General features: G+C 42.8%; 22 protein-coding genes. 8 read left to right on the plus strand and 14 right to left on the minus strand.

Annotated features, from left to right (window positions below):
- Positions 1-60 precede the first annotated feature (60 nt).
- A complete protein-coding gene (locus tag AC5JP1_RS12660) occupies positions 61-576 on the minus strand; it encodes a hypothetical protein (protein ID WP_493844361.1) in 516 nt (171 codons plus the stop codon).
- Between the two features lie 241 nt (positions 577-817).
- Here AC5JP1_RS12660 and AC5JP1_RS12665 point away from each other — a divergent pair, with 241 nt between their 5' ends.
- Complete coding sequence (locus AC5JP1_RS12665; protein WP_319051416.1) at positions 818-1546, plus strand: CHAP domain-containing protein; 729 nt, start codon at positions 818-820, stop codon at positions 1544-1546.
- Between the two features lie 154 nt (positions 1547-1700).
- Here AC5JP1_RS12665 and AC5JP1_RS12670 read toward each other — a convergent pair whose 3' ends face one another.
- Both AC5JP1_RS12670 and AC5JP1_RS12675 read right to left on the minus strand, forming a co-directional pair.
- Entirely contained in the window at positions 1701-2417 is a 717-nt protein-coding gene (locus tag AC5JP1_RS12670) for a DOMON domain-containing protein (protein ID WP_319051417.1), read from the minus strand.
- A gap of 209 nt (positions 2418-2626) precedes the next feature.
- The gene (locus tag AC5JP1_RS12675) at positions 2627-2938 is read right to left on the minus strand and encodes a YhbY family RNA-binding protein (protein WP_319051418.1); all 312 of its coding nucleotides are present in this window, start codon (positions 2936-2938) and stop codon (positions 2627-2629) included.
- A 340-nt stretch (positions 2939-3278) separates the two neighbouring features.
- Between AC5JP1_RS12675 and AC5JP1_RS12680 the strand changes: the two genes are divergently transcribed.
- The 6 genes from AC5JP1_RS12680 to AC5JP1_RS12705 all read left to right on the plus strand — a co-directional run bounded on the left by AC5JP1_RS12680 (position 3279) and on the right by AC5JP1_RS12705 (position 9133).
- A complete protein-coding gene (locus tag AC5JP1_RS12680) occupies positions 3279-3911 on the plus strand; it encodes an RlmE family RNA methyltransferase (RefSeq protein ID WP_493844362.1) in 633 nt (210 codons plus the stop codon).
- A gap of 399 nt (positions 3912-4310) precedes the next feature.
- The gene (gene ftsH / locus AC5JP1_RS12685; RefSeq protein WP_493844363.1) at positions 4311-6206 is read left to right on the plus strand and encodes an ATP-dependent zinc metalloprotease FtsH; all 1896 of its coding nucleotides are present in this window, start codon (positions 4311-4313) and stop codon (positions 6204-6206) included.
- Between the two features lie 156 nt (positions 6207-6362).
- A complete protein-coding gene (gene folP / locus AC5JP1_RS12690; RefSeq protein WP_493844364.1) occupies positions 6363-7256 on the plus strand; it encodes a dihydropteroate synthase in 894 nt (297 codons plus the stop codon).
- Positions 7257-7389: 133 nt separating this feature from the next.
- Complete coding sequence (locus AC5JP1_RS12695) at positions 7390-7671, plus strand: FAD assembly factor SdhE (protein ID WP_443525756.1); 282 nt, start codon at positions 7390-7392, stop codon at positions 7669-7671.
- Between the two features lie 52 nt (positions 7672-7723).
- Positions 7724-8173 carry a hypothetical protein gene (locus AC5JP1_RS12700; protein WP_493844365.1) on the plus strand — a complete coding sequence of 150 codons (450 nt, stop codon included), beginning with the start codon at positions 7724-7726 and terminating at the stop codon, positions 8171-8173.
- 246 nt (positions 8174-8419) lie between these two features.
- On the plus strand, positions 8420-9133 hold the full coding sequence (locus AC5JP1_RS12705; RefSeq protein ID WP_493844366.1) for a YidB family protein: 714 nt from the start codon (positions 8420-8422) through the stop codon (positions 9131-9133).
- A gap of 131 nt (positions 9134-9264) precedes the next feature.
- Here AC5JP1_RS12705 and AC5JP1_RS12710 read toward each other — a convergent pair whose 3' ends face one another.
- From AC5JP1_RS12710 to trmB, 3 genes are all read right to left on the minus strand, one after another.
- Complete coding sequence (locus AC5JP1_RS12710; protein WP_493844367.1) at positions 9265-10350, minus strand: regulatory protein RecX; 1086 nt, start codon at positions 10348-10350, stop codon at positions 9265-9267.
- A gap of 46 nt (positions 10351-10396) precedes the next feature.
- Positions 10397-11440: a recombinase RecA gene (gene recA, locus AC5JP1_RS12715; protein WP_319051426.1), complete on the minus strand. Its 1044-nt coding sequence runs from the start codon at positions 11438-11440 to the stop codon at positions 10397-10399.
- A gap of 1042 nt (positions 11441-12482) precedes the next feature.
- Entirely contained in the window at positions 12483-13322 is an 840-nt protein-coding gene (gene trmB / locus AC5JP1_RS12720; protein ID WP_493844368.1) for a tRNA (guanosine(46)-N7)-methyltransferase TrmB, read from the minus strand.
- Positions 13323-13517: 195 nt separating this feature from the next.
- Between trmB and AC5JP1_RS12725 the strand changes: the two genes are divergently transcribed.
- Entirely contained in the window at positions 13518-14447 is a 930-nt protein-coding gene (locus tag AC5JP1_RS12725) for a pilin (protein WP_493844369.1), read from the plus strand.
- 16 nt (positions 14448-14463) lie between these two features.
- Here the strand turns inward: AC5JP1_RS12725 and AC5JP1_RS12730 are convergent, their stop codons facing one another.
- The 8 genes from AC5JP1_RS12730 to gmk all read right to left on the minus strand — a co-directional run bounded on the left by AC5JP1_RS12730 (position 14464) and on the right by gmk (position 25801).
- Positions 14464-16347, minus strand: coding sequence for a monovalent cation:proton antiporter-2 (CPA2) family protein (locus AC5JP1_RS12730; RefSeq protein WP_443525768.1), 1884 nt, complete (start codon positions 16345-16347; stop codon positions 14464-14466).
- An 80-nt stretch (positions 16348-16427) separates the two neighbouring features.
- Positions 16428-17135, minus strand: a complete 708-nt coding sequence (locus tag AC5JP1_RS12735; RefSeq protein WP_493844370.1) for a hypothetical protein — start codon at positions 17133-17135, stop codon at positions 16428-16430.
- A 680-nt stretch (positions 17136-17815) separates the two neighbouring features.
- Complete coding sequence (locus AC5JP1_RS12740; RefSeq protein ID WP_493844371.1) at positions 17816-18985, minus strand: cation diffusion facilitator family transporter; 1170 nt, start codon at positions 18983-18985, stop codon at positions 17816-17818.
- Between the two features lie 233 nt (positions 18986-19218).
- A complete protein-coding gene (locus tag AC5JP1_RS12745) occupies positions 19219-21507 on the minus strand; it encodes a primosomal protein N' (RefSeq protein ID WP_493844372.1) in 2289 nt (762 codons plus the stop codon).
- 159 nt (positions 21508-21666) lie between these two features.
- Positions 21667-22047 carry a RidA family protein gene (locus tag AC5JP1_RS12750; protein WP_493844373.1) on the minus strand — a complete coding sequence of 127 codons (381 nt, stop codon included), beginning with the start codon at positions 22045-22047 and terminating at the stop codon, positions 21667-21669.
- A gap of 176 nt (positions 22048-22223) precedes the next feature.
- Positions 22224-24422: a RelA/SpoT family protein gene (locus tag AC5JP1_RS12755; protein WP_493844374.1), complete on the minus strand. Its 2199-nt coding sequence runs from the start codon at positions 24420-24422 to the stop codon at positions 22224-22226.
- Positions 24423-24740: 318 nt separating this feature from the next.
- Positions 24741-25001, minus strand: coding sequence for a DNA-directed RNA polymerase subunit omega (gene rpoZ, locus AC5JP1_RS12760; protein ID WP_319051436.1), 261 nt, complete (start codon positions 24999-25001; stop codon positions 24741-24743).
- A 173-nt stretch (positions 25002-25174) separates the two neighbouring features.
- Positions 25175-25801 carry a guanylate kinase gene (gene gmk, locus AC5JP1_RS12765; RefSeq protein ID WP_493844375.1) on the minus strand — a complete coding sequence of 209 codons (627 nt, stop codon included), beginning with the start codon at positions 25799-25801 and terminating at the stop codon, positions 25175-25177.
- Positions 25802-26168 lie beyond the last annotated feature (367 nt).

Here is a 26168-nt window from a genome sequence, read left to right on the forward strand (position 1 = left end):
CGTTATCCATGCCATTATGCGTTTTTGTTTACATAACTTTACATTGTAATATTTATATTTTTACTCATTTATCAAACGCAAAAGCGCTTTTTTGAGGTTTTTATCAGTGGTGACATGCTCTGCAGCCTGTGATATAGTCCTTCTTGTGTTTTGGCTAAGAGCCTGATTTTCATTGGCTTTACAAGGTTTTGATAAGGTTGCTGATAACACTGATGCTTGTTTAGAGGAACGATTATCAGTAGATATTTTAGCTACTACAACGCGGATTTGCTTGAGTTGTTTAAATGTAATTGACTGCTCTGTTAACACTTGCAAATAAGCGTTTTGTAAATAGCGAATATGATTGGCCGCTGTCATTGAGCCTACACTGAGTATTAACTGCTCAGAGGTTAAGCCTACGACCCAACAGGTATTGAGGATTTCCTCAGGTAAACAGTCTACCAGCAGCTCTTTTACCTCATTGGTCGCCTCTATATACAGCCGCATGTTATCAGCAAGAGTTTGAGGTAGTGCGCTACCAGCAAAAGCTTGATGATCTATAAGCTGGGCAAGCCGATTAGGCTGTTTTTTTGACATCGCAATGACTCATCTATTAGGTGACAAATTCGATATTCAGAACAGACATGCTAGAAGCAGTATATAGCATAGGGTTTATGAGACAGTTGACTAAGCAAGGTACTGGTATTAGTCACTATAAAAGAACGAGCTGTTGTGATCAGGATTTTATCACGTTTATCTGATAATTATATCCTCTAAATTAATCGATGCTTTGTCACGGATGACGAGCAGACTTGTATTAACAATAGGTAGTAAATTTATGAAACAAGCTTTATTAATTTTGTCAGTATTGGGAATGGGCATAGCACAGACGAGTGGTGCTGCCGAAACAACCTTTCAACCAAATAATACCTTGAGTCATACCATCACAAATATCTCTACTTCTGCGAACTACGGTTCTAGTCGCAACATCTATAGCACTAATAGCGGTGCTCATGTATATAGCAACGATGAGATCAGTCAAGCCATTGATAACCTAAGCGCTCATGCTAAACAAAAAGAATATCAGCTTGCCTCATTGACGAGTCGTTTGTCTTACGAGCAGCGTCAGCAGCAAGCGAGTCGCGTTCCTGATCGCAACTCTGCTCCTGCTATCGCAGCGGCAAATGCGTCAAGAGTAGCCCTATCTAGAAGCTCTGGCTATTGTGCTCGCTATGTACGTAAAGCATTACAGTCAGCAGGCTATGAGTTTACGCCGAACCCTTCAGCGTATCAGTATGCCTCTCGTGGCACGCTAGCCCAAGCAGGATTTACCAAAATCAGTAATGATATGGCACCTCAAGTTGGCGATGTGGTTGTCTACAACCGTACGTCAAGTCGTCCACATGGCCATATTCAGATTTTTGATGGTAATGACTGGGTATCTGACTTCCGTCAAAACAGCATCAGCCCATACAGCGGTAATTATAGCTACACGACATGGCGTGATTCGCAGTATGTCGATGACGCATCTAACCGTGGTATCTACCTTGCGATGGCTGATAAATAAATATCGGTTAAACAGATCTAAAGTTTTCTCCAAACTCAGTAATGCTCTTTATGACATTGCTGAGTTTTTTTTGTGCTTTAAATAAGTGCACCTAAGGATAAATGTATCTAGTAATAAGTGTGTCTGAGTGAGTACAACCCATAGCATCATCACGTTAAAGCTTAAATTTTGACCAATAGTCATGGTTATGAAAATCAGGTGGAGAGGCGTGCTGAGAGGCAAAATATAAACTGTGCTCACCAAACTGCAAAATAACACAAGGATGTATCTGCTCAACGGTTATATTGGCAACGCTGTATTTATGGTTAGGTAATTCAGTTATAGGAATAGAAAAGCGACGTTCATATTGATAAGACGAATTTACTAGTGATAGCTCGCTCTTTATAGATGTTTCTGGCTGACTGACACTATCAGACCAGTTGATAGCTACGCGTGTGAGTCCGTCAGTATCGTATAGCGGTGTTGGTGGTAAGGTAGCAGGGTTACGATAGCCTTTAAACTTATAGAGTGCATAGCGACCATCAGGACTGGCATTGACTTCAATATAAGGCGCTGTTTGCTGACGTATCGTTGACTCTTTACCACTGATGGAGCTGCCAGTAATAAAACACTCAAGGCAGGTCTCTTCCCATAGATAGTCAGTAAATTTTACTCGGGCTTGCTGCCAAACTGGCCACGCCAATTGACTTGCTAATACGTGACTGGGTAAGGTGATTTGATAAGTTAAGCGTAATTGTAGTACGGGCTGATTAATAATATCAGCGATTACTTTGATATCGATACGCTGCAGATCATCAGTAGTTACGCCTAGCAGCTGTGCATCTTGCTCTAATGACTCTGTCGCTATACAGAGAGTAAAAGATTGATTCATTGTCTATAAAACTCGATAGTAATTATAAAAGAGTAATGAAAATGACGGCTACTAAGCATTAGTATCAGGTGCCAATTAAGTCTTCAGCTACCAGCAAATATAAAAGCCGCGAGCAAGATACATCGCGGCTTTTATATTTGCTGTCATTATTTCGAGCGTATTTTGATATTTTCAAAATGAGAACACACCCTAGTTATCAGCTCATCATCTTATTGCGCATGACGTGCTAAGTTAGACAGTTTTGGGTTTGCATTTGGGTTTTGACGTAGCAGTAGTGCCATACGGCCAATAGAGTGAACCAAAGACGCATTGGCTGCTTTGGCGAGCTGAGCACCAACGACGTCACGTTCTTCTTTGGTACCAGCAGGCAGTTTTACTTTGATAAGTTCATGATCTGATAAAGCGCGATCAATCTCTTCAGTAATGGTCGGTGTGATACCTTTGTTGCCAATCATAACGATAGGCTTTAGCTCGTGACCGATGCCTTTTAAGCGTTTGATAGTAGCGTTATCGAGTTGCATAGAATTCCTAGGTGTTGGTAAAAATAAAAAGGGTACTGTCAGAAACAGTTATTGATCATTATAGATAATATGAGACCGTCTTGCATGAGATCCGCAGGATTTTGCACGATTTTACGTGACGGAAATGTTAAACTGAATGTTTGGTTATATTATAAACGCTACTGCCTTATAAAACAGTGTTTTAACCAATAGAATTTAGTCAGTTTGTCACCAATCATGAATAAATGGCTTAATCGATGATACATTTAAAATAATCAACGTCTTATTGAGTTTAGATTGCTAGTCATAACGTAATTGAAAAGAGTATATTTGAGTTTGCCAAGTCATAGGAGCAGGTATTTTGGCCACGCGTATCGAAAACAAAAAACTGTCAAAGAGCAGCAGTGCTTGGATGAAAGAACATATCGACGATCATTATGTACAAAAGGCTCAAAAAGATGGCTACCGTGCCCGTGCCGCTTATAAATTATTAGAGATTAACGAAAAAACCAACCTGATTAAAAAAGGCATGACGGTTGTAGATTTAGGTAGTGCGCCTGGCAGTTGGTCTCAAGTAGCGGGACAGTTGGTTGGTGACGACGGTATCTTGATTGCCTCTGATATTCTGGCGATGGATGCTTTGCCTAATGTTACCTTTATTCAAGGTGATTTTCGTGAAGCTGAAGTGTTTGACGCCATTATGGCAGAAGTAGGCGATAGGCAAGTCGACTTGGTATTGTCTGATATGGCACCCAATACGGCTGGGAATAGCGCTATCGATCAGCCGCGTATGATGTATTTATGCGAGCTGGCAGTGGACTTTGCTTTATCAACCTTACCAAAAGGTGGCGCACTTATTATGAAAGTGTTTCAGGGTCAAGGTACACAAGAATTACGCAAGCAGATGCAGCAGGATTTTAGTAAGATTCGTAGTATAAAGCCAGGGGCTTCGCGACCGCGATCAAAAGAGATGTTTTGGATAGCGATTAAATAGTTTTAACATCAATGAGTTGCTACTATTGTAAGCGAGTTAATCAGTCACCATAAACTATCATTATGGTCGTATAAAAAGCGCTACATTCATTAACTGAATAATCGTGAAACCTGCTTGAATTATGCAGGTTAGCGCCATATATCATGGTATATTACCTTTGTTTTTAGCATACGTTTTAGACAAAGTCGTCTGATAATAAGCGTCTTATGGGCTCATCTGCGATAGATTAGTGTTCATCTTATATTGAGTATCTATGAGAACCGTATTTAAGCTGTTCTTTAAGTACCAAAATTTAAGTCAAGGTTTTTGGTATCAGGAAGTTTATCAAAAATGAGCAATACGTTTATAGACGTCACGTGTTTAGTAAACACACCAATAAGTAAGGGATGGGAATAACTAGTGAGCGACATGGTAAAAAATACCTTATTGTGGCTGGTGGTAATCGGCGTTTTAGTGCTGGTGTTTAGCGGCTTTGATCAATCATCTGAGCCAGATAACCTTAACTACTCTGAGTTTGTGACCGCTGTGTCAGAAAACCAAGTAGCCAGTGTCGAAATTGACGGCGAACAGATCACCGGCGAAAAGAAAAATGGCTCATCTTTTGAGACCATTAGACCGGCTGTGTCAGATGACCAGTTGATGCCAATGCTACGTGAGAACCAAGTCGAAGTCCAAGGGACCGCACCAAAGCGCCAAAGCGTATTGATGCAACTACTGATAGCCAGTTTCCCAATTTTACTGATTATTGGTCTGTTTTTATTCTTTATGCGTAATATGCAGGGCGGTGCAGGCGGTAAAGGCGGCGGTCCGATGAGCTTTGGTAAATCAAAAGCGAAAATGCTGACTGAAGACCAAATCAACGTGAACTTCGAAGACGTGGCTGGTTGTGAAGAAGCCAAAGAAGAAGTCGTTGAAGTGGTCGATTTCTTACGTGATCCAGATAAATTTACTAAGCTTGGTGCGACGATTCCTCGTGGTATCTTGATGGTGGGTCCACCAGGTACGGGTAAAACGTTGCTAGCAAGAGCCATCGCTGGTGAAGCCAAAGTACCGTTTTTCTCAATTTCAGGTTCTGATTTCGTTGAGATGTTCGTAGGTGTTGGTGCATCACGTGTACGCGATATGTTCGAACAAGCGAAAAAGAGTGCACCTTGTATCATCTTTATCGATGAGATTGATGCAGTCGGTCGTCATCGTGGCTCTGGCATGGGCGGCGGTAACGACGAGCGTGAGCAGACATTGAACCAATTATTGGTTGAGATGGATGGTTTTGAAGGCAATGAAGGCGTTATCGTTATTGCTGCAACCAACCGTGCTGATGTGCTTGATAAAGCATTATTGCGTCCAGGTCGTTTTGACCGTCAGGTTCAAGTGGGCTTGCCAGATATCAAAGGTCGTGAGCAAATCTTGAAAGTACACTTAAGAAAGTTGCCGAACACCATCAGTGTAGACGCCAGTTCTCTTGCTCGTGGTACACCAGGATTCAGTGGTGCACAGCTTGCCAACCTTGTAAACGAGGCGGCATTATTCGCAGCACGTCGCAACAAGACCAGCGTCGACATGAATGACTTCGAAGATGCCAAAGACAAGCTATACATGGGCCCTGAACGCAAGTCTATGGTAATACGCGAAGAAGAGCGCCGTGCTACCGCTTATCATGAAGCGGGTCATGCTTTGGTTGCGGAGCTGTTGCCAGGGACAGATCCTGTGCATAAGGTTACTATTATGCCGCGTGGTTTTGCCCTCGGTGTGACTTGGCAGCTGCCTGAACATGACCAAACCAGCATGTATAAATCAAAAATGCTAAGTGACATTGCTATTTTATTTGGTGGTCGTATCGCCGAGGAAGTCTTTATCAACCAGATGTCAACGGGCGCTTCAAATGACTTTGAACGTGCAACCAAAATGGCGCGTGCAATGGTAACGAAGTACGGTATGTCTGACGCACTTGGTATCATGGTTTATGAAGATGATGACAATTCACAAGGATACTTTGGTGGCGGTGGCCGTACGATCTCAGAAGCCACGCAGCAAAAGGTTGATGACGAAGTACGCCGTATGCTAGAAGAGCAATATGACATTGCTCGTGAATTGATTGAAGGTAACCAAGATAAAATGCATGCGATGGTTGATGCATTGATGAACTGGGAAACTATTGATCGTGATCAACTGCAGGACATTTTAGCAGGAGAAGATCCACGTCCACCTAGAGTGTATCAGCATAACGAAGTGAACTTGTCGAAGAACGATATCAAAACTACTGGGACTACACCGCCACCACTACCAGCGATGTAAATGTAAGCTACTCTGTATTTGACAAAAAAGCCCTTTATGATAAAGGGCTTTTTTTATTGTCATCATTTTATACAGGTTTTAGGACAGCATAAGATTTACTGGTATCATAAGCACAGACAAAAGCAGCTAAAAAAGATTATTAATTAGAGATCGGTCATGTCATTATTTCAGCCTTTACCCAGCTATAAAATCACCAGTCGCGACAAAACACTGAATTTGTCGCAGCCTCATATCATGGGTATCCTCAACGTCACACCAGACTCATTTTCAGATGGTGGGCAATTTAACGGTGTAGATAAGGCTGTTGCGCATTGTCAGCAGATGATAGAAGAGGGCGCGACTATTATTGATATTGGCGGTGAGTCTACTCGTCCCCATGCAGACACTGTCGCGACTACTGAGGAGCTACAGCGAGTCGTGCCAGTGGTTCACGCAATCCGGCAGCACTGCGGTGATAGTATCTGGCTATCTATCGATACCAGTAATCCAAAGGTCATGCAGGCAGCTTTTGATGCTGGCGCTGATATTTGGAATGACGTCAGAGCACTAAAACGTACTGGTGCAGCAGAGTTGGCAGCGACTCTTGATATACCTGTTATGCTAATGCATATGCGCGGTGAGCCAACCACAATGAATAATCTGGCACAGTATGACGATGTGATAGGTGAGGTGAGTGCAGAATTGACTGCTCGCATTCACGAAGTGATAAGCTCTGGTGTCAACAAAGATAACATTATTATAGACCCAGGCTTTGGTTTTGCCAAAGATTATGAGCACCACTGTGCATTATTGAGTCAATTAGGTAAACTGCAGGCGTTACAGTTACCCATGATGTTTGGCATCTCACGTAAGCGCTTCTTAGCAGAAGTGTTGACTAACAGTGGTGCCCAAGCAGTACAAACGACTACCGCAATCGAACGTGATGCGGTCGGTATGGCTGCTGGGATATTTGCGTTACAACAGGGAGCAAGTATCATCCGTACGCATAATGTAGGAATGATGCAGCAAGCAGTGGCATTGTGGAGTCAACTATCAGAATATCCTCACTAGCGTCGCCCGATAAGCCGAGACGATGGATAAGGTGTGCTACTGTGATAAATATTTATATACTATATCTAAAATCTATCTCTTACTGACTATTGAACCGATTATTAAAAACCACTTAAAATATGAGAGTATCTGTATGACCAATATTATCCAACCAGAACCAACCAATGAGCAGCGCCGTATTATCTACCAGGCTCGCCGCGGTTTAAAAGAATTAGATTTTTATATCGATCCTTATGTTAAAGAGCTGTACCTAACAGCAGACGCTACTGAGCAAGAGACCTTCGCTCAGATGCTCACGCATGAAGATCCTGACTTGCTCGATTATTTTACCAATCAGAATCGACCAGAAGAGGATGATATCTGGGCGTTAGTGAATAAGATAAAAACTTGGCGCCATACCAAAGATTTGGTGTAGAAGTAGCGCAACTGATGACTCTAATATTTGACGTTTTACATAGCATACTCATATGACGCTGGTAACCTCACTACGCATTGATACCGCTATTCAAACTGCCAGCCGTTTACGGTGGTTACTTTATGCCAGCCTAATCGTCTTAATGATGGTATTGGCATGGCTGGCATCTTTGGTATTGTGGCAGTATGTACTTATTTTGGTAGTCTCAGTAGCCGTTGCCAGTTATCTCGTTATGTCCCGTCCGACACCGTTACGCATCAGCCAGCCGCCGCTAAGACAACATCTTGATAAACAGTGGCAGCTGTTGATTCGCACGGGTCGAGGTGATGAGTTGTGGCATGCTCAATTACTCACTGTACATCGCTACCCATGGGTAATTATTATTAATTTTAAAATAACAGAGCCTTATCGAAAGCCTTTATCGATAACAGTCTTCCGTGACCAAGTAAATAGTGAGAACTGGAGGGCGCTCAATGTTATAGCCAATACCGTTATGGAGTAAACTTCATAGGGCTTTATCAAATTTTTACGTCAACTTGACCCTCATATCCATGAACTTACGAACACCTACATGTCATAACAAAACACCTATCTTGCTGTTCCAAGACATTTGCTATATTAATAAACAAGCATAAAGCATATAAACCAACCACTCGACGTCGCAGATTTTATACATGTAAAAAGCACGTATCTGTCGGCTTAGGTGGTGGTTTTTTATTATAATTAATATGACAAAGAGGAATAAAAAATGAGTTTATTAGGGAATTTAGTGAGTCAAGTTGCCCGTAGCGCGATGAACCCAGATGACGCTCAGCGTAATCCGGTAAACCAGCGTGTCGAACCACGTCGTACAGGTGGCTTAGGTGATATATTAGGCAGTGTGCTTGGCGGTAGTAGCCAGGCTGGTGGTTATAATCCGCAGCAATATGACCGCAAGCCAGATAATGGTCTTGGTTTAGATGACATTATAGGTGGTTTGGCAGGCGGTAACCAACGTGGTAGTGTGAGCTCAGGCGCTGGTGGGTTAGGCGACATCTTGGGTAGTGTATTAGGTGGTCAACGTAGTAGCAGCGGTTTTGGTGGTAAAGGAATGCTTATCGCTGTTCTTATGCCGATGGTACTAAGCTGGATCAAGCGTAATGGTGGTATAGGCGGTGCACTATCAAAAATCACTGGTATGGGACACGGCGCTCAAGCACGCTCTTGGATGAGTACGAACGAGGCCAACGACAATCTAGACCCAAATGAAATCAATCGCTTGTTTGACGAAAGCGAAATCCAGCAAGTGGCCGCTCGTACAGGTGCCAACGAAACAGAAGTACGTCAAGGACTTGCTGAATTATTACCTGAAGTAATGAACCAGCTAACCCCTAATGGCAACCTGGACAATGAAGCGGAAGCAAATGAAGAAATCGATCAAATCATTGGTCAACTGTCTAACCGTCTTGGCACGCTGAAGTAATTAACGACATTAGAACTACTTAAGCGGTAAATTTTTAAACCATGACTATAGAGCACATCTAATGATGTGCTCTTTTTTTATTTAGAGCGTATTACCAATATGATAATTAACGATAGGTCATAGAGAATTAATCAAAAGCGTTCAGCCAAAGTATCTATTGTGTAGTTGAGTGCTGCGAAACAGACATCGGTATTGAACCCTCTATATTGCAAAAATCGCAGTTGTTTTGCTTTTTCCTTTTGCTCAGTAGGGACGTTGTCACCGTATTTTTTGGTACGTGCGATGACAGCCAGTTTGAGCCAATCTATTCCATCGACTATATTGTCTTCACTGTCCTCTACAAACTCGCTAAACTCATCCGATTCTGCATTTGCAATATCGATCAGCTCATCGATATTGCCTGGCATAGCGATTTTCTTGCGGTAGAATTCTTGCTTGATGCGTCCGCGCCCTCGACCTTTGCGGATATTTTCACGTATGAGCATAAGGGTGGTGCGGTAATCACTCTGATAGCCTTTCTCTTCAAACTCATCGAGTAGGGCATCGACTTCTTCTGGATTTTGCTCCTTATCGATCAGTTTCTGCTTGAGTTCAGCTTTGCCATATTCGCGGCGCGATAAATAATAAAATGCCAGCCAACGCAATCGGCTTTCCGCTTTGATCGCATCGATTTCTGCTTGTTTTTGTTCAGGTGTACGTAAATAAGCCTTAAGTGCAGCTGGTATATTGTCGTTTTGACTGTCCGTTTCGCTATTGTTTGAAGGGTATAATTCGTTCTTATCCTCTAAAACGTTTGAGGATAGCTCAACGTTGTTATCTATAGCAGAGCGGTTATTGGTTTCATCATTATGAACGCTATACTTAACTTCTGCTAGCATCTCCTTAATCGTTTGCGCTTCAGGCGGTTGATAAGCGGGGGCATCACTTGGCTCAGCAGTAAAATTAGCTGCTGGATGGAAACGCTTTTTACGTTTTTTAGATTTGGAGATTTTTGTTGTACTAGAGGAGGGCGCTTCGAAAAAAGCGTTATCGATAGTAGAGTCATCGAGAGATGAGCTGTCTATCTTTGAATAGGTAGAGCGCTTGCTAGATTTGCTTGGCTTTTTAGGTAAGTTTTTAGCAGTATACTTGATTGGTTTTTTTCGTTTGCTCTCGGTAGAGCCAACTGAGTCGGAGTCCGACTCAGTTAGAATATCAGCCAATGTTTTAATTTTCATAATCAATCATAACTATTTATAGCAGTTACCGATAATGGTTAGACCGTTATTGTACGGGCTCAGGAGCCGGCTCCGCATCCTTTGTTTCACTGCTTTTTTTCTTACCGAGTTTTTCATCACGAATCTTATCTTCGATTTCTTCGGCGATAGCAGGGTTTTCTTTCAAGAACAGTACAGAATTGGCTTTACCTTGACCGATTTTTTCATCGCCGTAACTATACCATGAGCCTGCTTTGCCAACAGCACCAATCTCGACACCCAAATCAATGACTTCGGCCAAATGATTGGTACCTTCGCCATAAGTAATCTCAAATTCTGCTTGGCGGAACGGCGGTGCCATTTTATTTTTGATAACTTTGACACGGGTTTGGTTACCGATGATCTCATCACCGTTTTTGACTGCACCAATACGGCGAATATCCATACGGACAGAAGCGTAGAACTTAAGGGCATTACCACCAGTCGTGGTTTCTGGGCTACCAAACATCACACCAATTTTCATACGAATCTGGTTAATAAATACTACCATGCAATTAGAGCGTTTAGCATTACCCGTAATTTTGCGCAGTGCTTGGCTCATCAGACGTGCTTGTAGACCCATATGTGAGTCGCCCATCTCGCCTTCAATCTCCGCGCGCGGAGTCAAAGCAGCTACTGAGTCAATAACAATCATATCGATCGCCCCTGAACGTACCAGCATATCAGTGATTTCAAGCGCCTGCTCACCATTATCAGGTTGCGATAATAGTAGGTCATCAGTATTTACCCCAAGCTTACGTGCATAAACAGGGTCAAGCGCGTGCTCAGCATCGATAAAAGCACAAGTGCCGCCTTGTTTTTGACACTCTGCAATAGCTTGTAGGGTCATCGTGGTCTTACCTGAGCTTTCAGGACCATAAATTTCAACGATACGACCTTTTGGTAATCCACCTATACCAAGCGCGATATCTAAACCAAGAGAACCTGTCGATACCACATCAGCATCAAGAATGGCTGATTCATCACCCAGATGCATAATGGTGTTTTTACCAAATTGCTTTTCAATTTGACCTAATGCCGCTTTGAGGGCTTTGGCTTTATTGTCGTCCATATTGGATTCCTTGTTTTCGATAATTGATTTGACGCTATAGATAAAACACTTATAGGGTTGAGCACTATAATCAGTGTGCATTCTATGTCACTAATGAGGGGTATACACAGTCATCAGTGTTTGGGTATCTAGCAAAATAAATAGGTTGTCACACGCATGGTATGAGTAGTAATATCGAAGATATCGCTCTACTATACAGTAAAATTAAATAACGAGAGAAGTAAAAATAAGTTTGTAATTACGAGCGCTACAGTAATTTTTAAGCTGTATTATAGCTATTAGCCATTGTAGAAGACGCTGTAGTGCTACTGATTTGATAGAGTAATTATAACAAAATTTAAGCAGTATATTGAGGCGTGAGCAATGCTATACGACACTATATGTCGTGTGAGTAGAGATAAATATTTATAAAAACAGTTCCTGATGTAAAATGATTTTGGACCTGATAAAAGCCATACTTGTCAATAGACCAACGAGTTGTCCACAACAAATAATGCGCTTATTTTTATTGATTGTGAAACATTATAAATAACTAAAATTTTTTTAAAAATATTTAAAATAATTTTTTATGCCTTTATATTTAATTTAAGTTGTTGATTTTAAATGATTTTAAAATTGTACAAAAAGTGAACGATTTTATCTTATCCTTTAAGTTATCTAGCTATAAACTTGTCAAGTGGTGACTTATACACAGGGTTATCCACAGCTTATGGGGAGAACTCTCCAAGCCCTTATAGTATCTATGCTTGCGTGAATAGACAATATTTTAAAAGCGCTCAATCGTATCTATTAAGAATCAACAAAGACTGTTTTTCAGTAGTAGCCTATGTCTTAAGTGATATGTTTCACATAATAATAATTTATCTTTTTTCACGTACTATCATACTATAGGCCTTTAAAGTCAGCGGTGTGACTCGGTAAAGCCGATTAATAAACTATTAAGCATACTTATAGGTATGATGGCAAGCTTATAAACAGACATAAAAAAGCGGCTAAATAACGTAGCCGCTTTTTTGGACATCACTAGATCAGATGATTTGTATTAGTCTTTGATATAGATCAAATCCCAAACACCATGACCGCGCTCGAGACCACGTCGCTCGAATTTGGTCATTGGGCGAAAGTCAGGACGGTCGGTGAAATTACCGACGCCTGCTTTATTGGTTAACCCTGAAAAACCATCTAGCACCTCAACCATCCAAAAGGCATAATGCTCCCAATCAGTTGCCGTATGGAACCAACCGCCTTGCTTTAGACTGCGTGTCAGAATAGTCATGCGCTCAGGACTGACAAAACGGCGTTTGTAATGGCGTTTCTTTTGCCATGGATCTGGGAAATAAAGCTGAATACGATCAATATGGTTTTCTGGCAGTTGTTTGAGCAGTTGAATAGCATCGCCATTGATGATTTTGACATTGCTCAAGTCTTGTGTGCCTGCCATGTAGGCACATTTACCAATACCAGGCTCATGCACTTCGATACCGACAAAATTGCGAGTAGGTTCTGCTGCTGCCATTTCAATAAATGAATCACCCAAGCCAAAACCAATCTCTAAAGTAAGCGGTGCGTCAGTACCGTTTGGACTATCAGCGAACAGCGCTCGCAAGTCATCTATACCGGTAAGGTCGCCATCACCAAAACTGTTATTAACCAGATATTTAGAAAATTCTGGTGCAGTCAGAGCCAGCTCGGCATTTTTATTCATGTGCGTGCGACGCTTCATAAATGTATTGACGATGCGGATATGTTTGTCAGAAGTAGGCTCTGCCTCTTGGTGAGCACTTGTATCAGTATTGATAGAATCGCTGGTGCTATTCAGAGTGTGCTCATCAGTAGTATCGGTACTATTGATGGTGTCGTTGATATCAGAATGTTGACTCATAGGGTTACTAGGGCTTAATTAGGTGGGTAGTGTCTGCTTATTATAAGTTAAATCTATACAACTGTGAATGTGCAATGCGACTTTAGCGCATTCACTGTTTGGTTAACCAGTTTTTCTATCTTATACGTGGGTTTTGGCGTTATTATAGAGCTATCGTTGATAGATAATTTTTTAGAATAAGTAGAGCGTATCGTTATGCTATTTATTGAGACGGATTCACCGCCACCGTTTTACCAAGATTCATTGACACCTGCTAAGCGTAAGCAGCTAGATAAATGGTACATCGGTAGTCGCACTCAGCGCTATTATCTCAAACGTTTTGAGCAGTTCGATCAGCAAGGATACCTATCACCAAAATGGCATTGGGCTGCGTTCTTTATCACTTTTCCTTGGTTGTTATATCGTAAACGCTACATGGATGCGATTGTCTATAGTGTGGCAGGGTGGTCGTTCATTCAGCTTAATGTGGCTATTGTGCTCGTGGCATTTGAATTTGTAGCGATGTCTTATGTACCAGATGCTTATCAAATGGCCACCCGTATTGGCATTGCAGCCGTTATTTGGCTGTTCTGGTCTGCGATGGTGGCGCGCTGGACGGATGCATACTATTACCGAATGGCGCGGCGTGAGATTGCTGATGCGATTAACGACCATCCGCGAGACGATGCTACACAAAAAGCGCATCTAAAAAAAGAGGGCGGGGTTAGTTTATTTGGCTTAGCATTAGGGTTCGGTTTTTTCGCCTTTGCATTGCTGGTAATTAAAGTACAGTTTTTGCCTATTATCGCCAAGCCAAAAGAGAATGAGGTGCTATTTGAGGCTTACGACATTGCCAAAACTGCCCAAAACCGCGTGGCACTGATTTATCAGCAGACAGGGCAATGTCCAATAGGTTTGCCGCTGAGTACTGACGATCAACAAGTGCGCATGAGTGTCGATAATCGAGCTGCTGGTGTGCTGGATACCGACTGTGCAGTGACGGCGACGATTCAAAACGTAAGGTTTCCTATACGTTACCTGAACGAACAGACATTGGTCTTTTATCATATCCCAGACAGCGATAATTGGGGCTGCACAAGTTCACTGAACAAGAAACAAGCCCCCAAAAGCTGTACGTCTGACTAGGAACTGAACATCGCTACTATTTAGAGTCAGTTGCGATATCGTCTGATTTATCAACTGGTGTCGCCTGACTCTTTAATGCCTCGTAAAAATCTGTCAGATCCATTTTACGCGCTTTGCCAATATCTTCATCAAACAAGCTCTCCAGCTCTGCCATCGCCGATTGTGCTGATTCAATCATACTGGCTTCGTCATCATAGATCGCTTGCTGACGCTCAATCAAGTCATCATCATAATCACGGAACGTTCTTACGGTTTCTCGTGCTTTTTCGGGAGAGATGCCGAGCAGCTGCAGTGATTCACGTGACATGTCAAGAGATGACAGATAAGTCTCACGCCAAATGTGACGCACACCCACTTCGCGTAAGCGGTAGTAGTGCTGACGATCGCGCGCTCTTGCCAATATAATCAACTCAGGGTAGTTCTTGCGTAAATATTGAGCAGTGGTGATAGAGCGCTCCAGATCATCAATCGCCAAAATAAATACACGCGCTTTTTGAATACCTGCCGCTCGTAGAATCTCAGGGTTTTTTGGATCACCATAATAGACCTGGTTACCGAATTTTCGTACAAAATCGACTCGGTTTGCAGAGCGTTCAATGGCGGTAAACTCAATATTGTGCATACGAAGTACGCGACCAATGATCTGACCGACTCGGCCAAAGCCTGCAATAATCACTTGGTGCTCATGATCAGGGATGGTGTCGTATTCGCGACTAGGTTTGCTTTTAGCAAATAATGGCTCACCTATTTTTTCTAATAACAAAAACGCTAGCGGAGTGAGTGCCATCGAGATGGTTACTACAAGATTTAAGGTATTGGCCAGCTCAGGACGTAAGACATTTTGGGCCGTGGCAACGCTGAATAGCACAAAAGCAAATTCACCGCCTTGGGCGAGAGTCACACCCAGTCTGATACTGGTGGGCCAGCGGTTACCTGATATTTTTGCGATAGCTGCAATCACGGCAAATTTGATAAACATCAAGGCAAGCGCACAGCCAATGATAAATATGGGCTTGGCCAAAATAAGTTTGACGTCAGTCAACATACCGACCGACATAAAAAATAGCCCCAGTAGTAGACCTTTAAAAGGCTCGATACTGGCTTCTAACTCGTGACGATACTCAGAGTCAGCCAGCAATACACCTGTCAAAAATGCACCTAACGCCATTGATAGACCAATCTGCCCCATCAAGATAGACACACCCATGACGATAAATAATGCGACCGCTGTGAGTAACTCTGTTGCACCACTTGATGCTACAAATTTAAAGAAAGGTCGAACGACATAGCGACTGGCAAAAATAAGACCAGCAAACACCGCAAATACTTTGCCAAAATAAAGCAAATCGTAGCTCTGCTCACGCACCCCTGACAAAAACGGAATCACTGCCAATAATGGGATAACGGCGATATCTTGGAACAATAGAATAGTAAAGGCTTCTCGGCCATGGGTGCTTGATAGCTGCTGTTTTTCAGTCAGTATCTGTAGTACAAATGCAGTAGAAGAGAGCGCTAAACCAAAACCAACGATAAAGGCAGTATCTAGCTGTAATGAGAAAAAGTGATGCAATAGTCCCATCAACAACGTACCAGTCAGCCCAACCTGTAGACCACCAAGGACAAATATAGAGCGGCGTAGTGCCCAAAGCCGTGAAGGTTGCAGCTCGAGTCCGATAATGAACAACAGCATGACCACGCCAAACTCTGAAAAGTGCAACAAGCTCTCAGCATCACCCGCCACATCCAATCCACTGGGACCCAATATGAGTCCTGTGATGAGGTAACCTAAGACCGTTGCTATACCAAAGCGTTTACCAAGGGGGACAAAGAGCAGCGCTGCTCCTAAGAAGATAGTGGCTTGTAACATTAAGTTTGGTGAGCCGGCGGCGGCAGCGAACATCTGGAATCCTCAGAAATTAGGACAAAATAAGCAATTTAAAACGGGCGTAGTTGGCAATAAGTCGCGAAACACTATCGACACTATTGTTTTTTACGGTAAATTTTCCACACACCATTGTCTGCAAGCGGGTTGTTATAAGCATCATTGCGACGTTTACGCGGTGTTTGCCTGCTATCGACAATCTTAAAATCAGGCAGGGCATGGACGATAAGACCAGTACGATAAAAACGTACGCGTTCAGGCTCTAACATCTCACCTTTACTGTCGCGGCAAAAAACATAAGCACGCAGATCGATAAATTCACGATGAGCGACTAAACGTGCTTCATCGTCGTTATCTAGCACCGCTGTCATGCGGGCAACTTCATCATCAGTATAGGGTCCACACTTATCTGTAAGTGCACCGACTGAGCCAAAGCTTTTGGACTCTTTGGCACGCGTTTTGGTTAAATGAAGGCGCTGAACATGATAGATAAACTGCGGTATCTCAAGGCTGGCTGGTAGCGGTAGATAATCAGGTGGCATATTGGCTGCGGGATAAAAATCCTTGGCGCGTTCAAGTAGGTTTTGCCAGCGCTGCTGATAAGCTTGTACCTCGGCTAAATTACCTTCATAGATAGGCATGTCACGAATCTGCCGCAAAATATCAGGCGGAAACTGCTCATGACGAAAATTGGCAATGTCTTCTTGCAACGTCGATAACAAAACTTTGGCGTGTTTTTTGCCGTCTTTTGACGTGGGATCATCGATATAGTCTGGGGCGACAAAGGGTGCTGAGCGTCTAGACATAATGTTGTATCATCAATTGATCGTGAATAAGGTTTTCAGTCTTAAGTATACAGAATTTATATCAAAAATATGGTTGCAAGACAGAGTTTTTCATCGCTTTTAACATGCCATTACAATCATAGAGTCAAATTTTATAGAAACACCAGCTTAATAGAAGCGTAGGCTGGTTGGAAATTTAAGTGAGATATAATTTTTATTGCTTCATATGTTTTTATTTTTAATATCTTACAAAACGATAAATATTACTACCTAATCAAGCAAATCTGGTCAAGCAAATTATCGCGACTGCTGTTTATGCGTAAGTACCTAGCAGGCTCGGATATGTCTCCTAAGCGGCGTAATCCATTACATACTATTAGCAAAATATCCATCAGCATCTTTTGCATGGGATTAATACTTTCAGTTAGGTTTTGGTTGCTGATGATGTCAAATATGGGGTCAGGTTATCTACCCAATATCTGTAATGGTTGTTTAGATATTTGGATTAGGATGACGCTGCTCATAGTGGGTATCAGTCTTTGGCTAGTGACAGTGGCAGTATCAGGGCTTGGTTGACTTTACACCTGCAACGCTTTTGTTGTCGCTGGATCAGACGAAACCAGTAGCATAGAGACTAGTAGCTTAGAGACCAGACCTAACTTAATGAATTAGATCTGAATGAAAGTGAATAAGTTATGCTGTTAGTGATTATGACCAATATGACTGTTACCAGTAGGTGATCGTCCCGATATATCGCACACGAGTGCTTCACTATGTGAGCTGTTTTGTGGATGTGATGAGCTCTCTACTTGAATGGTCGCATGATGAATACCAAGTGTCGATAAGCTTGTCTCAAGACTAGCAATCAAGATGCTCGACTCATGAATGCTCATTTCTCCATCGACCACGACATGGCAAGATAAAGCATTTAAGCCACTAGTAATGCTCCAGACGTGTAAATCATGTACTTTTTGTACTTGAGGATGTGCGAGTAGTTTTTGTTCGACATCGACTAGTGAGATGTTGGCAGGAGTGCCTTCCATCAATATATGTACAGAGTCACGTACGACGCGGTAACCACTAATTAATATAAGGAGAGCGACGATTATGGATGCTGCGGCATCTGCCCATACCCATCCAAAACCCATCATTAGTAGCGCTGCAATAATGGCAGCGACAGAACCTAATAAATCGCTCAATACATGCAGATACGCACTTTGCATATTGAGATTAACTGGTTTTTTATGATCAGCTGGTTTTGCCTTGGTATCTGTAATTTTGGTATCTGTGGCATCTGTAATATTGGCATCATTGCTCTTGTGGCTGTGCCCATGTGACGCTTCACCATGGCTACCGCGATGCATCAGCCATGCAACTAAAATATTAATCAACATCCCTATGGTAGCTATGATCAGCATGCCTTGGGTTGCAATTTCTGGCGGTGAGTTAAAGCGTTTGATTGCCTCGTAAAAAATCATCAAAGCAATAATAACGAGGGTGGCGCCATTAAAGGTAGCGACTAGTATTTCAAAACGTTTATAGCCAAAAGTTTTTTGATGGGTGGCTGCTTTTTCACCGATTTTGAATGCTATAAGAGTAGCGCCAAGTGCTATCGCGTCACTCAGCATATGACCTGCATCGGATAGTAGCGCCAAGCTCCCAGTGAGCCAGCCACCAATAGCTTCGATGAACATATAGCCAGTAATGATAATAAAGCTAAACAGTAAGGTGCGTTGATAGCCTTTGGTATCTTGCGATGTTGGTCTTTGCTCTAAGCGGGCATCATGGTCGTGACGGTGTTGATGGTTGTCATTATTGTCGTGATTTTCATCGTCATTGTGATTATGCACTTCAGGACTATTCTGACTCATAGCAACACTCAAATTAACTAGAATTTAGGTTAAATGAACAGTATCAACTGTAGATCAAGCAGGTGTGGGGTTTCTATCGCAGACCGTCTAATAACTATTATAAATTTAACATAGCTATGTATTGGAATCTGTTACGACGACGTAAACACAGTGGAAAAGGCAGAAAAACAATGTAGATAGAGGGAGGCTCCACGATGCTGCCTGATAAATAGACAACACCATAATGTTTGAGGTTACCAGCCGACGGGATCGATATCTAACGTTAATTTGAGGTATTTCACACTCGGTAGCGTCAGTACAGGCTGCCACCACTGGTTTAATACACGGTGCAACTGTTGCCGGTCTTCAGCCAAGAGCAATAGCTGTGCATGATAGCGACTGTTTTTTTTACTCATTGGCGCATCAATAGGACCAAGAACAGCGAGATTGTGCGCACTGGGCAGATGCGCAATGGCATCTTTGAGGGCTTGAGTAGTGGCTGCCAGAGTTTTGCCTTCACAGCGTATCAGTGCAGCATGACTATGAGGAGGTAGCCCCATCATTTTGCGCTCTTGCAATAGCTCACGAGCAAATGATAGATAACCATCTTTTACCAGCTTTAATAAAAGCTCATTGTCAGGTTGCAAGGTCTGAATCAAGACGCGACCAGCTTTATCACCACGACCAGCACGCCCTGCCACTTGTATCATGAGCTGTGCGGTATGCTCTGGTGAGCGAAAGTCTGCCGATAGAAATCCGCGATCAGCATTCGGTAAGCAAACTAGGGTGACGTTGGGAAAGTGATGACCTTTGGCGACCATTTGTGTCCCTACCAATATGGCAGGGTTACCTTTATTGATTTGCTCGTAGATATTCTCCCAGCTGTCTTTTCGCCTTGTGGTATCACGGTCGATTTGGATAATCGGATAGAGCTCTTTACTGGTTTGAGGATTGGCAAAGATGGCATGTAGGTTTTCGCTCAGCCTTGTCGTACCCATACCTTTAGCATCTAAGTTTTGACTGCCGCAATCAGGGCATGTCGTTGGGATATAAGCTTGCCAGTCACAGTGGTGGCACTTTAGATAAGAGCTAGCTGCATAGCTACTGTGCTGAGACTGACTATTATAATGGACGGTTAGATGCGCATCGCAGCGAGGGCAGTCTGCCTGCCAACCACAAGCCTCGCATAACAAAACAGGAGCATAGCCGCGGCGATTTAAAAATATCAGTACCTGATCGCCCGCTTCTAGCGTTTGCCTGATGGCACCAATCATGGCGTCTGTCAGTCCTGTATCATAGCGCGCACCATCATCTTGGGCTTGCTGATGCGTGCTTTGCAGGCGCGCATCGATCAGTTGCATGGTTGCAGGCTTGGCATTACCAGGACGAGTGAGCAACTGATACTCTGTCAGCTTGCCCGCATCAACCAATTTCAGATGCTCAAGAGAGGGCGTTGCTGTACCGAGTATGACTGGAATTTTGTTTTGTAGGCCACGATAGAGGGCGACATCAGCAGCATGATAGCGCAAAGTGTCTTGCTGCTTGTACGAGCCATCATGTGCCTCATCAACGACAATAAGCCCCAGCGCTGCAAATGGATATAGCACCGCTGATCGCGTACCGATAATGATTTGTGCATGACCTGTGCGGCAATCTTGCCAACCTTGGAGACGATGCGTATTGGTCATACCTGAATGTAATAAAACAATATGAGCGGCAAAGCGACTGGCAAAACGTGCACGTGTCTGCGGTGTGAGTCCAATCTCAGGCACCAAAATAAGCACTTGCTTGCCTGCTTCTAATACCGCTTGCATTGCTTGTAGGTAGACTTCAGTTTTGCCGCTACCGGTGATACCATTCAACAAAAACCCAGTATAAGTCTCAGACTCATGGGCTGCAACAATAGCATCGACGGCAAGTTTTTGCTCGTCATTTAGATCAAGTGGCATCTTGGCTAATTTAACAGGGGAAGGGGGCTTTTTTGGCTGAATATAGCGCTCGATAAGTCCCTTGTCTTCTAGCGTCTTTAAAAATGCCCGCTGCATACCTTCTAATAGCAATACGTCTTCACTTGCCCCATGCTGACCATGTAGCTTGAGCATATCAAACTGCTGTTTTTGTTTTTTTGCATTGGCATGAAAGTCATCATCAGTAATATGCGGCAAAATGCGCCAATGGGTAATCAGTAAATCTAGTGGCTTACCCTGACGAACGAGACTTGGCAAAATAACGGCTAAGACATCACCAAGTGGATAGTGATAGTAGCGTGCAAGCCAATAGGCCAGCTTGAGCATACTGGGATCTAAAATAGACTCCGTATCCAAACACTTATTGATAGCCTTGATTTTGCTAACCGGCACACTGCTTTTGTCCTCAGAGACATGGGCAATGACGATACCAATCAAGGTCTGACGACCAAATGACACTTCAACGCGGCTACCGATTTGCGGTAACGAACTGTCTGGTGACGCAAGCATATCTGCTGGCAGGCTGTAGTCAAACACCCGATAAAGGGGTACGGGTAGAGCAACTTGGACCAACATAAACGGTTTCGCAATATTGTCAGGTTAATGGGGGATAAACGGCAGAGACTAATAAGCTTAGCATGATGCTAAGCTTATTATGGAACGATTTATGGCGTGCTAATTAGGTAGAATCTGCATCAGCGCTGTTTAATATTGAGCACTGTTTGATATTCACTATTAGTCAATATATAGGATAGACTCGATTTCGACCACACCACCTTTTGGTAGGGCAGCGACCTGTACAGCAGCGCGGGCAGGATAAGGCTCGCTTAGGTTAGCCATAAACACTTCATTTAAAACCGCAAAATCACTTAAGTCAGTCAAAGAGACGTTGAATTTGACCACATCATTTAAGCTACCACCAGCCGCTTCACAGATTGCTTTGATATTCTCAAACACTTGCTCCGCCTGTGCCTTGAAGCCTTCTCTTAATTCCATAGTCTCAGGGTCAAAACCAAGCTGACCTGAGATATAAACGGTGTTACCGACCTTAACCGCTTGTGAATAAGTACCTACTGCTGCAGGTGCGTTGTCTGTTTGAATGGTTTGACGAGTCATATGATGTCCTTTTAATATTTTATGGGTTTGCTGCTAAAAGCGCAGTAGCATCACGTATGATTATTTTAGAAGATGCTAAAGGCTCAATGTTAGGCGTTCATGTCTATCTAGCGAGTATCCAACAATATTTCTCTAACAAGTATCTGAAAAATAGTATCGATAGATAGACTTGACTATTATAATTGATATAGGCGTATGATGTTAGGGAAGCCGAGCAATGAGCGCAGTTCACGAATACCTTGAGCCAGATGGTTGCGACTACGTACAACGATATGGACGATAGTATCGCTATTACGTACGTCAACGGTTTCAACACCCATATTTAATTGACGTAAATGATAAATGACTTCACTAATTTGCTCATCACTGAGCGCGATAGAGAGTTTTAGATAAGCAGGGAAACGAATTTTGCCACTATTTTGTATATCACTATCATCTGTATCTCCCTGCATTACCGCGGTATCATTGCGCCAGCGCAGCTGGATAACCTGATAAGGATTGTCTTTACGAATGTCATCAAGCGAGAAGCACTTGTGTCTATGAACCACCAAACCGTGGCGTGATAAATGCCCAACGATCGGGTCACCATAAATCGGATGGCAGCAGTTAGCAAAATCAAGTTCGACCCCAGATGCATTGGCAATCAATTGTTGCGGCTGAGTCATATCATCGTTGTGCGCTTGAGCTTGCAGGCTGCTCACTTCGTCGCTAAATAGGCGAGTGACGACCAGTTGCGGCAGTAATGTGCCAGAGCTGATTTGTTCAAATAGAGCGTTCTTTTCGGTTAGTCCGCGCCATTCCGTCAAATCTTTCCAGTCATTGTCTGTCAAATCATCGAGTGTTTTTTGATAGGTTTTGAGGGCACGATCTAACGCTTGACGACCGTGGTGCTGTTTGTCAGCGGCAGACAAGTCTTTGAACCAACGTAAAATCTCTTCGCGTGCTTTATTGGTGACCACAAACCCTAGCCACTCTGCTTTTGGTTCAGAATGGCTGTTGACTTCGATTTCAACCGCTTGTCCGTTTTTTACCACCGTACCGAGTTTTGCAGGTTTACCGTCGATATTGGCACCAACAGCGACGTTACCGATCATAGGCCCGACGGCATAAGCAAAATCAAGTGCGGTTGCACCTTGTGATAGCTCGTAAGCTCGGCCTTTTGGACTATAACAAATGATCTTACTAGAATGTAGATAATCCATTAAGTCATTAATAGTGGAGACTGCTGCTGAGAAATTGGGACTGTTTTCGTTCAAGCTGTCTTCATCGACCAAGTCTTTCATATTACGTAAAGAAGCTTGGATAACCGACTGGCTGACGTCGGAGGCGTGCTCTGCACCAATAACACCAAGCCTTGCTGCGCTTTGCATTTGCTTGGTCAAGATAGTGACTTTGACGACATCGTTATCGCGCTCATAGATAAGCGTAAGCGATTGATTACCACCCGGTAGCGGCCTACGAATATTATCAGCAATGTGCGTATCGTCGATTTGATACTTTTTAATCAAATAATAAGCCAGCTTGTCACAGGCTTCGATATTATCGAGGACAATCTCAAACGCATAGTGACGTAGTAGGGTATTGATCTCACCGCGGTTGCGGAAAAACTGACGATATATCACCACACGATTGTCCAAAACTTTGACCAGCCCGTTAAGGTCTAAGTTGTTGAGGACGATACTTAAATAGCGGTGAATGGCTTCTCTTTGAAAATTACGTCCAAGTCCATGCTGTAAGAGCTTATCAGACAGTTTGTTATACATACCAGAATCAAGATTACGGTAGCACAGCACCTCGATATAGTCGGCAATATCATTGAGACCCATTAATCGTGCAAATGGGACATAAAAGTCCAAGGTTTCTTGTGCGGTTGTGCGCTGCTTTTCAGGGCGTACCGCATCAAGTGTAGACATATTATGTAAGCGATCAGCAAGCTTGATAATCAGTACACGTGGGTCAGCAAGCGTCGCGGTCAATATTTTATGAAAAGTGGCCGCTTTATTTTGTTGCTTGTTGTGAGAGGATGATTTGAGCTTGGTCACGCCATCGACCAGTCTCGCTACTATCTTGCCGTAGCGCTGCTCGATTTGTTCGTCACTCACGTCAGTATCTTCGACCGTGTCATGCAAGATTGCGGCGATGATGGTGTCTCTATCTAAGCGAAAGCCTGCCAATATCTCAGCCACTGCGATGGGGTGAGTGATATAAGGTTCCCCTGATTTACGCTTGTCTTTGATATGCGCAATATCACCGAACTCACAGGCATCAATAATGTCACGGCGCTCAGCGGCAGTGAGATAACCTACTGAACGTAGCAGGTTATATTGAGCATCATCAACGAGATGATGACTGAGTTTGGGTAGGGTTTGACTCATAAAATAACAATCCTATTTTCCATTACCTACTTATTTGACCATTTCTCGAAGCAAATGATGATGAAATATCGACCTACCGTATGAATCGTAAATAAAAGTAGGCCACTCTCTAATTAATCGCAAATTGCATTCAATGTCAACTGATAAGCGAGTAGGCAAGATAAAAATCCAAAAATTTTCACTTAGTGGTCTATTCTAGAAGATAAATGGTTACCAAAATCGCGAATACAATAGAGTCACAACCAAAAAACCACAGCCTATGCTGTGGTCTCTATTGCTGATCAAGATATATAGCTGTCTTATTTAGAAGCTACAATCCTAAAAGCTATGATCGCCTGACAATGCTAAATCTAATGAGCTAGTAGCAAAATTATGCTCTGGCTGATTTAGAATATCACGGGTGATTTTGCCAGCGGCAATTTCACGTAGCGCCAATACGGTAGGCTTGTCATTGTCAACATCTACCAATGGCTCAGAAATGCCCTTTGCCAATTGACGGGCACGCTTGCTTGCGACCAAAATTAGCTCAAAGCGATTATCAACATTATCCAAACAATCTTCAATCGTTACTCGTGCCATAAATAGCTACCTCGGTTGTTTTTATTAGTCACGGACTTTGACCGCCACTCAATAAAAATAATATCAAATACATAAAGGGGGATAGCTACATATTATAGCATTTTTTGCTAAGCTGCGTAGTTGCTTTTTATATGATCTTATTGGACAAGCAGCTTTAGTCGCTGCTGCTAAGTTTACTCCGCTGCAGGCTTGTTTAGCAAGTTGCTAATCGTACGATGATAACGCTGCTGCTGACGAGCAAGCGTTTGCCTATCAGCGATAATAAGTGCTTTTAGCTCAGCCAAAGCCACTTCAAAATTATCATTAATAATCACAAAATCAGAATTGACGTACTGTGCCATTTCATGAACAGCACCAGCCAGACGTCGTTCTATAACTTCGCTGGTATCTTGTGCGCGAGTTGATAGGCGCTGACGCAAGGTATCAATACTAGGCGGCAAGATAAAAACAGTCGTCGCATCAGGGAATATTTTTTTGACTTGGGTGGCGCCTTGCCAGTCAATCTCCAAAACCACATCGATACCTGCCGCAAGCTGGGAGCGTACGCTCTGCTCTGAGGTGCCATAGTAGTTTCCGAATACTTCTGCATGCTCTAAAAATTTATTTTCGCCAATAGCTTGTACGAAACTATCCACATCTGTGAAATGATAGTGATGTCCATCAATCTCACCTGGGCGCGGGCTGCGAGTCGTGTGCGAGATACTGACGGTTAAGTCGTTAGTGGTCGCCAGTAGTTGCTTCACCAGCGAGGTTTTACCTGTACCCGAAGCGGCAGTAATAATAAATAATGAACCTGTCATACAATTTGTCCCAATAGAATATGTGCTAACAAATGGAATGTGTTAATAAAATAAAAAAATGTGCTAATCACAGACTAAAAATATTCCAGTCAGCAGAAAAGGCTGGAAAAAAGAAAAACCGCCATCATGTATGGCGATATAAATCATAATAGTTGTCTCATTATAAACGGCTTTTGTGTGAGTGAAAGCGAGTTTTGCAATATGCGATCAGTATGTCGATATTTATAACTAAAATATTGCGATGAGTGTACTGCTATTTTTGAGGGCAATAAAAGCAAATTATGCTAAAGTAGAGTATTGAAATTGCCCCAACTTTTGAATGAAAGCTTTGATGCATAAGCTTTACATATAAATTATCCAATGATAG

The organism is Psychrobacter sp. H29, from assembly GCF_059073055.1.

Coding starts and splice junctions, on each gene's coding strand:
- AC5JP1_RS12670 (WP_319051417.1), bottom strand. CDS start 2,417: ATGAATCAATCTTTTACTCTCTGTATAGCGACAGAGTCATTAGAGCAA.
- AC5JP1_RS12755 (WP_493844374.1), bottom strand. CDS start 24,422: ATGAGTCAAACCCTACCCAAACTCAGTCATCATCTCGTTGATGATGCT.
- recA (WP_319051426.1), bottom strand. CDS start 11,440: ATGGACGACAATAAAGCCAAAGCCCTCAAAGCGGCATTAGGTCAAATT.
- AC5JP1_RS12705 (WP_493844366.1), top strand. CDS start 8,420: ATGAGTTTATTAGGGAATTTAGTGAGTCAAGTTGCCCGTAGCGCGATG.
- AC5JP1_RS12740 (WP_493844371.1), bottom strand. CDS start 18,985: ATGAGTCAGAATAGTCCTGAAGTGCATAATCACAATGACGATGAAAAT.
- AC5JP1_RS12675 (WP_319051418.1), bottom strand. CDS start 2,938: ATGCAACTCGATAACGCTACTATCAAACGCTTAAAAGGCATCGGTCAC.
- AC5JP1_RS12735 (WP_493844370.1), bottom strand. CDS start 17,135: ATGTCTAGACGCTCAGCACCCTTTGTCGCCCCAGACTATATCGATGAT.
- AC5JP1_RS12665 (WP_319051416.1), top strand. CDS start 818: ATGAAACAAGCTTTATTAATTTTGTCAGTATTGGGAATGGGCATAGCA.
- trmB (WP_493844368.1), bottom strand. CDS start 13,322: ATGAGTCAACATTCTGATATCAACGACACCATCAATAGTACCGATACT.
- AC5JP1_RS12725 (WP_493844369.1), top strand. CDS start 13,518: ATGCTATTTATTGAGACGGATTCACCGCCACCGTTTTACCAAGATTCA.
- AC5JP1_RS12750 (WP_493844373.1), bottom strand. CDS start 22,047: ATGACTCGTCAAACCATTCAAACAGACAACGCACCTGCAGCAGTAGGT.
- folP (WP_493844364.1), top strand. CDS start 6,363: ATGTCATTATTTCAGCCTTTACCCAGCTATAAAATCACCAGTCGCGAC.
- AC5JP1_RS12730 (WP_443525768.1), bottom strand. CDS start 16,347: ATGTTCGCTGCCGCCGCCGGCTCACCAAACTTAATGTTACAAGCCACT.
- AC5JP1_RS12700 (WP_493844365.1), top strand. CDS start 7,724: ATGACGCTGGTAACCTCACTACGCATTGATACCGCTATTCAAACTGCC.
- AC5JP1_RS12745 (WP_493844372.1), bottom strand. CDS start 21,507: ATGTTGGTCCAAGTTGCTCTACCCGTACCCCTTTATCGGGTGTTTGAC.
- gmk (WP_493844375.1), bottom strand. CDS start 25,801: ATGACAGGTTCATTATTTATTATTACTGCCGCTTCGGGTACAGGTAAA.
- AC5JP1_RS12710 (WP_493844367.1), bottom strand. CDS start 10,350: ATGAAAATTAAAACATTGGCTGATATTCTAACTGAGTCGGACTCCGAC.
- AC5JP1_RS12695 (WP_443525756.1), top strand. CDS start 7,390: ATGACCAATATTATCCAACCAGAACCAACCAATGAGCAGCGCCGTATT.
- AC5JP1_RS12660 (WP_493844361.1), bottom strand. CDS start 576: ATGTCAAAAAAACAGCCTAATCGGCTTGCCCAGCTTATAGATCATCAA.
- rpoZ (WP_319051436.1), bottom strand. CDS start 25,001: ATGGCACGAGTAACGATTGAAGATTGTTTGGATAATGTTGATAATCGC.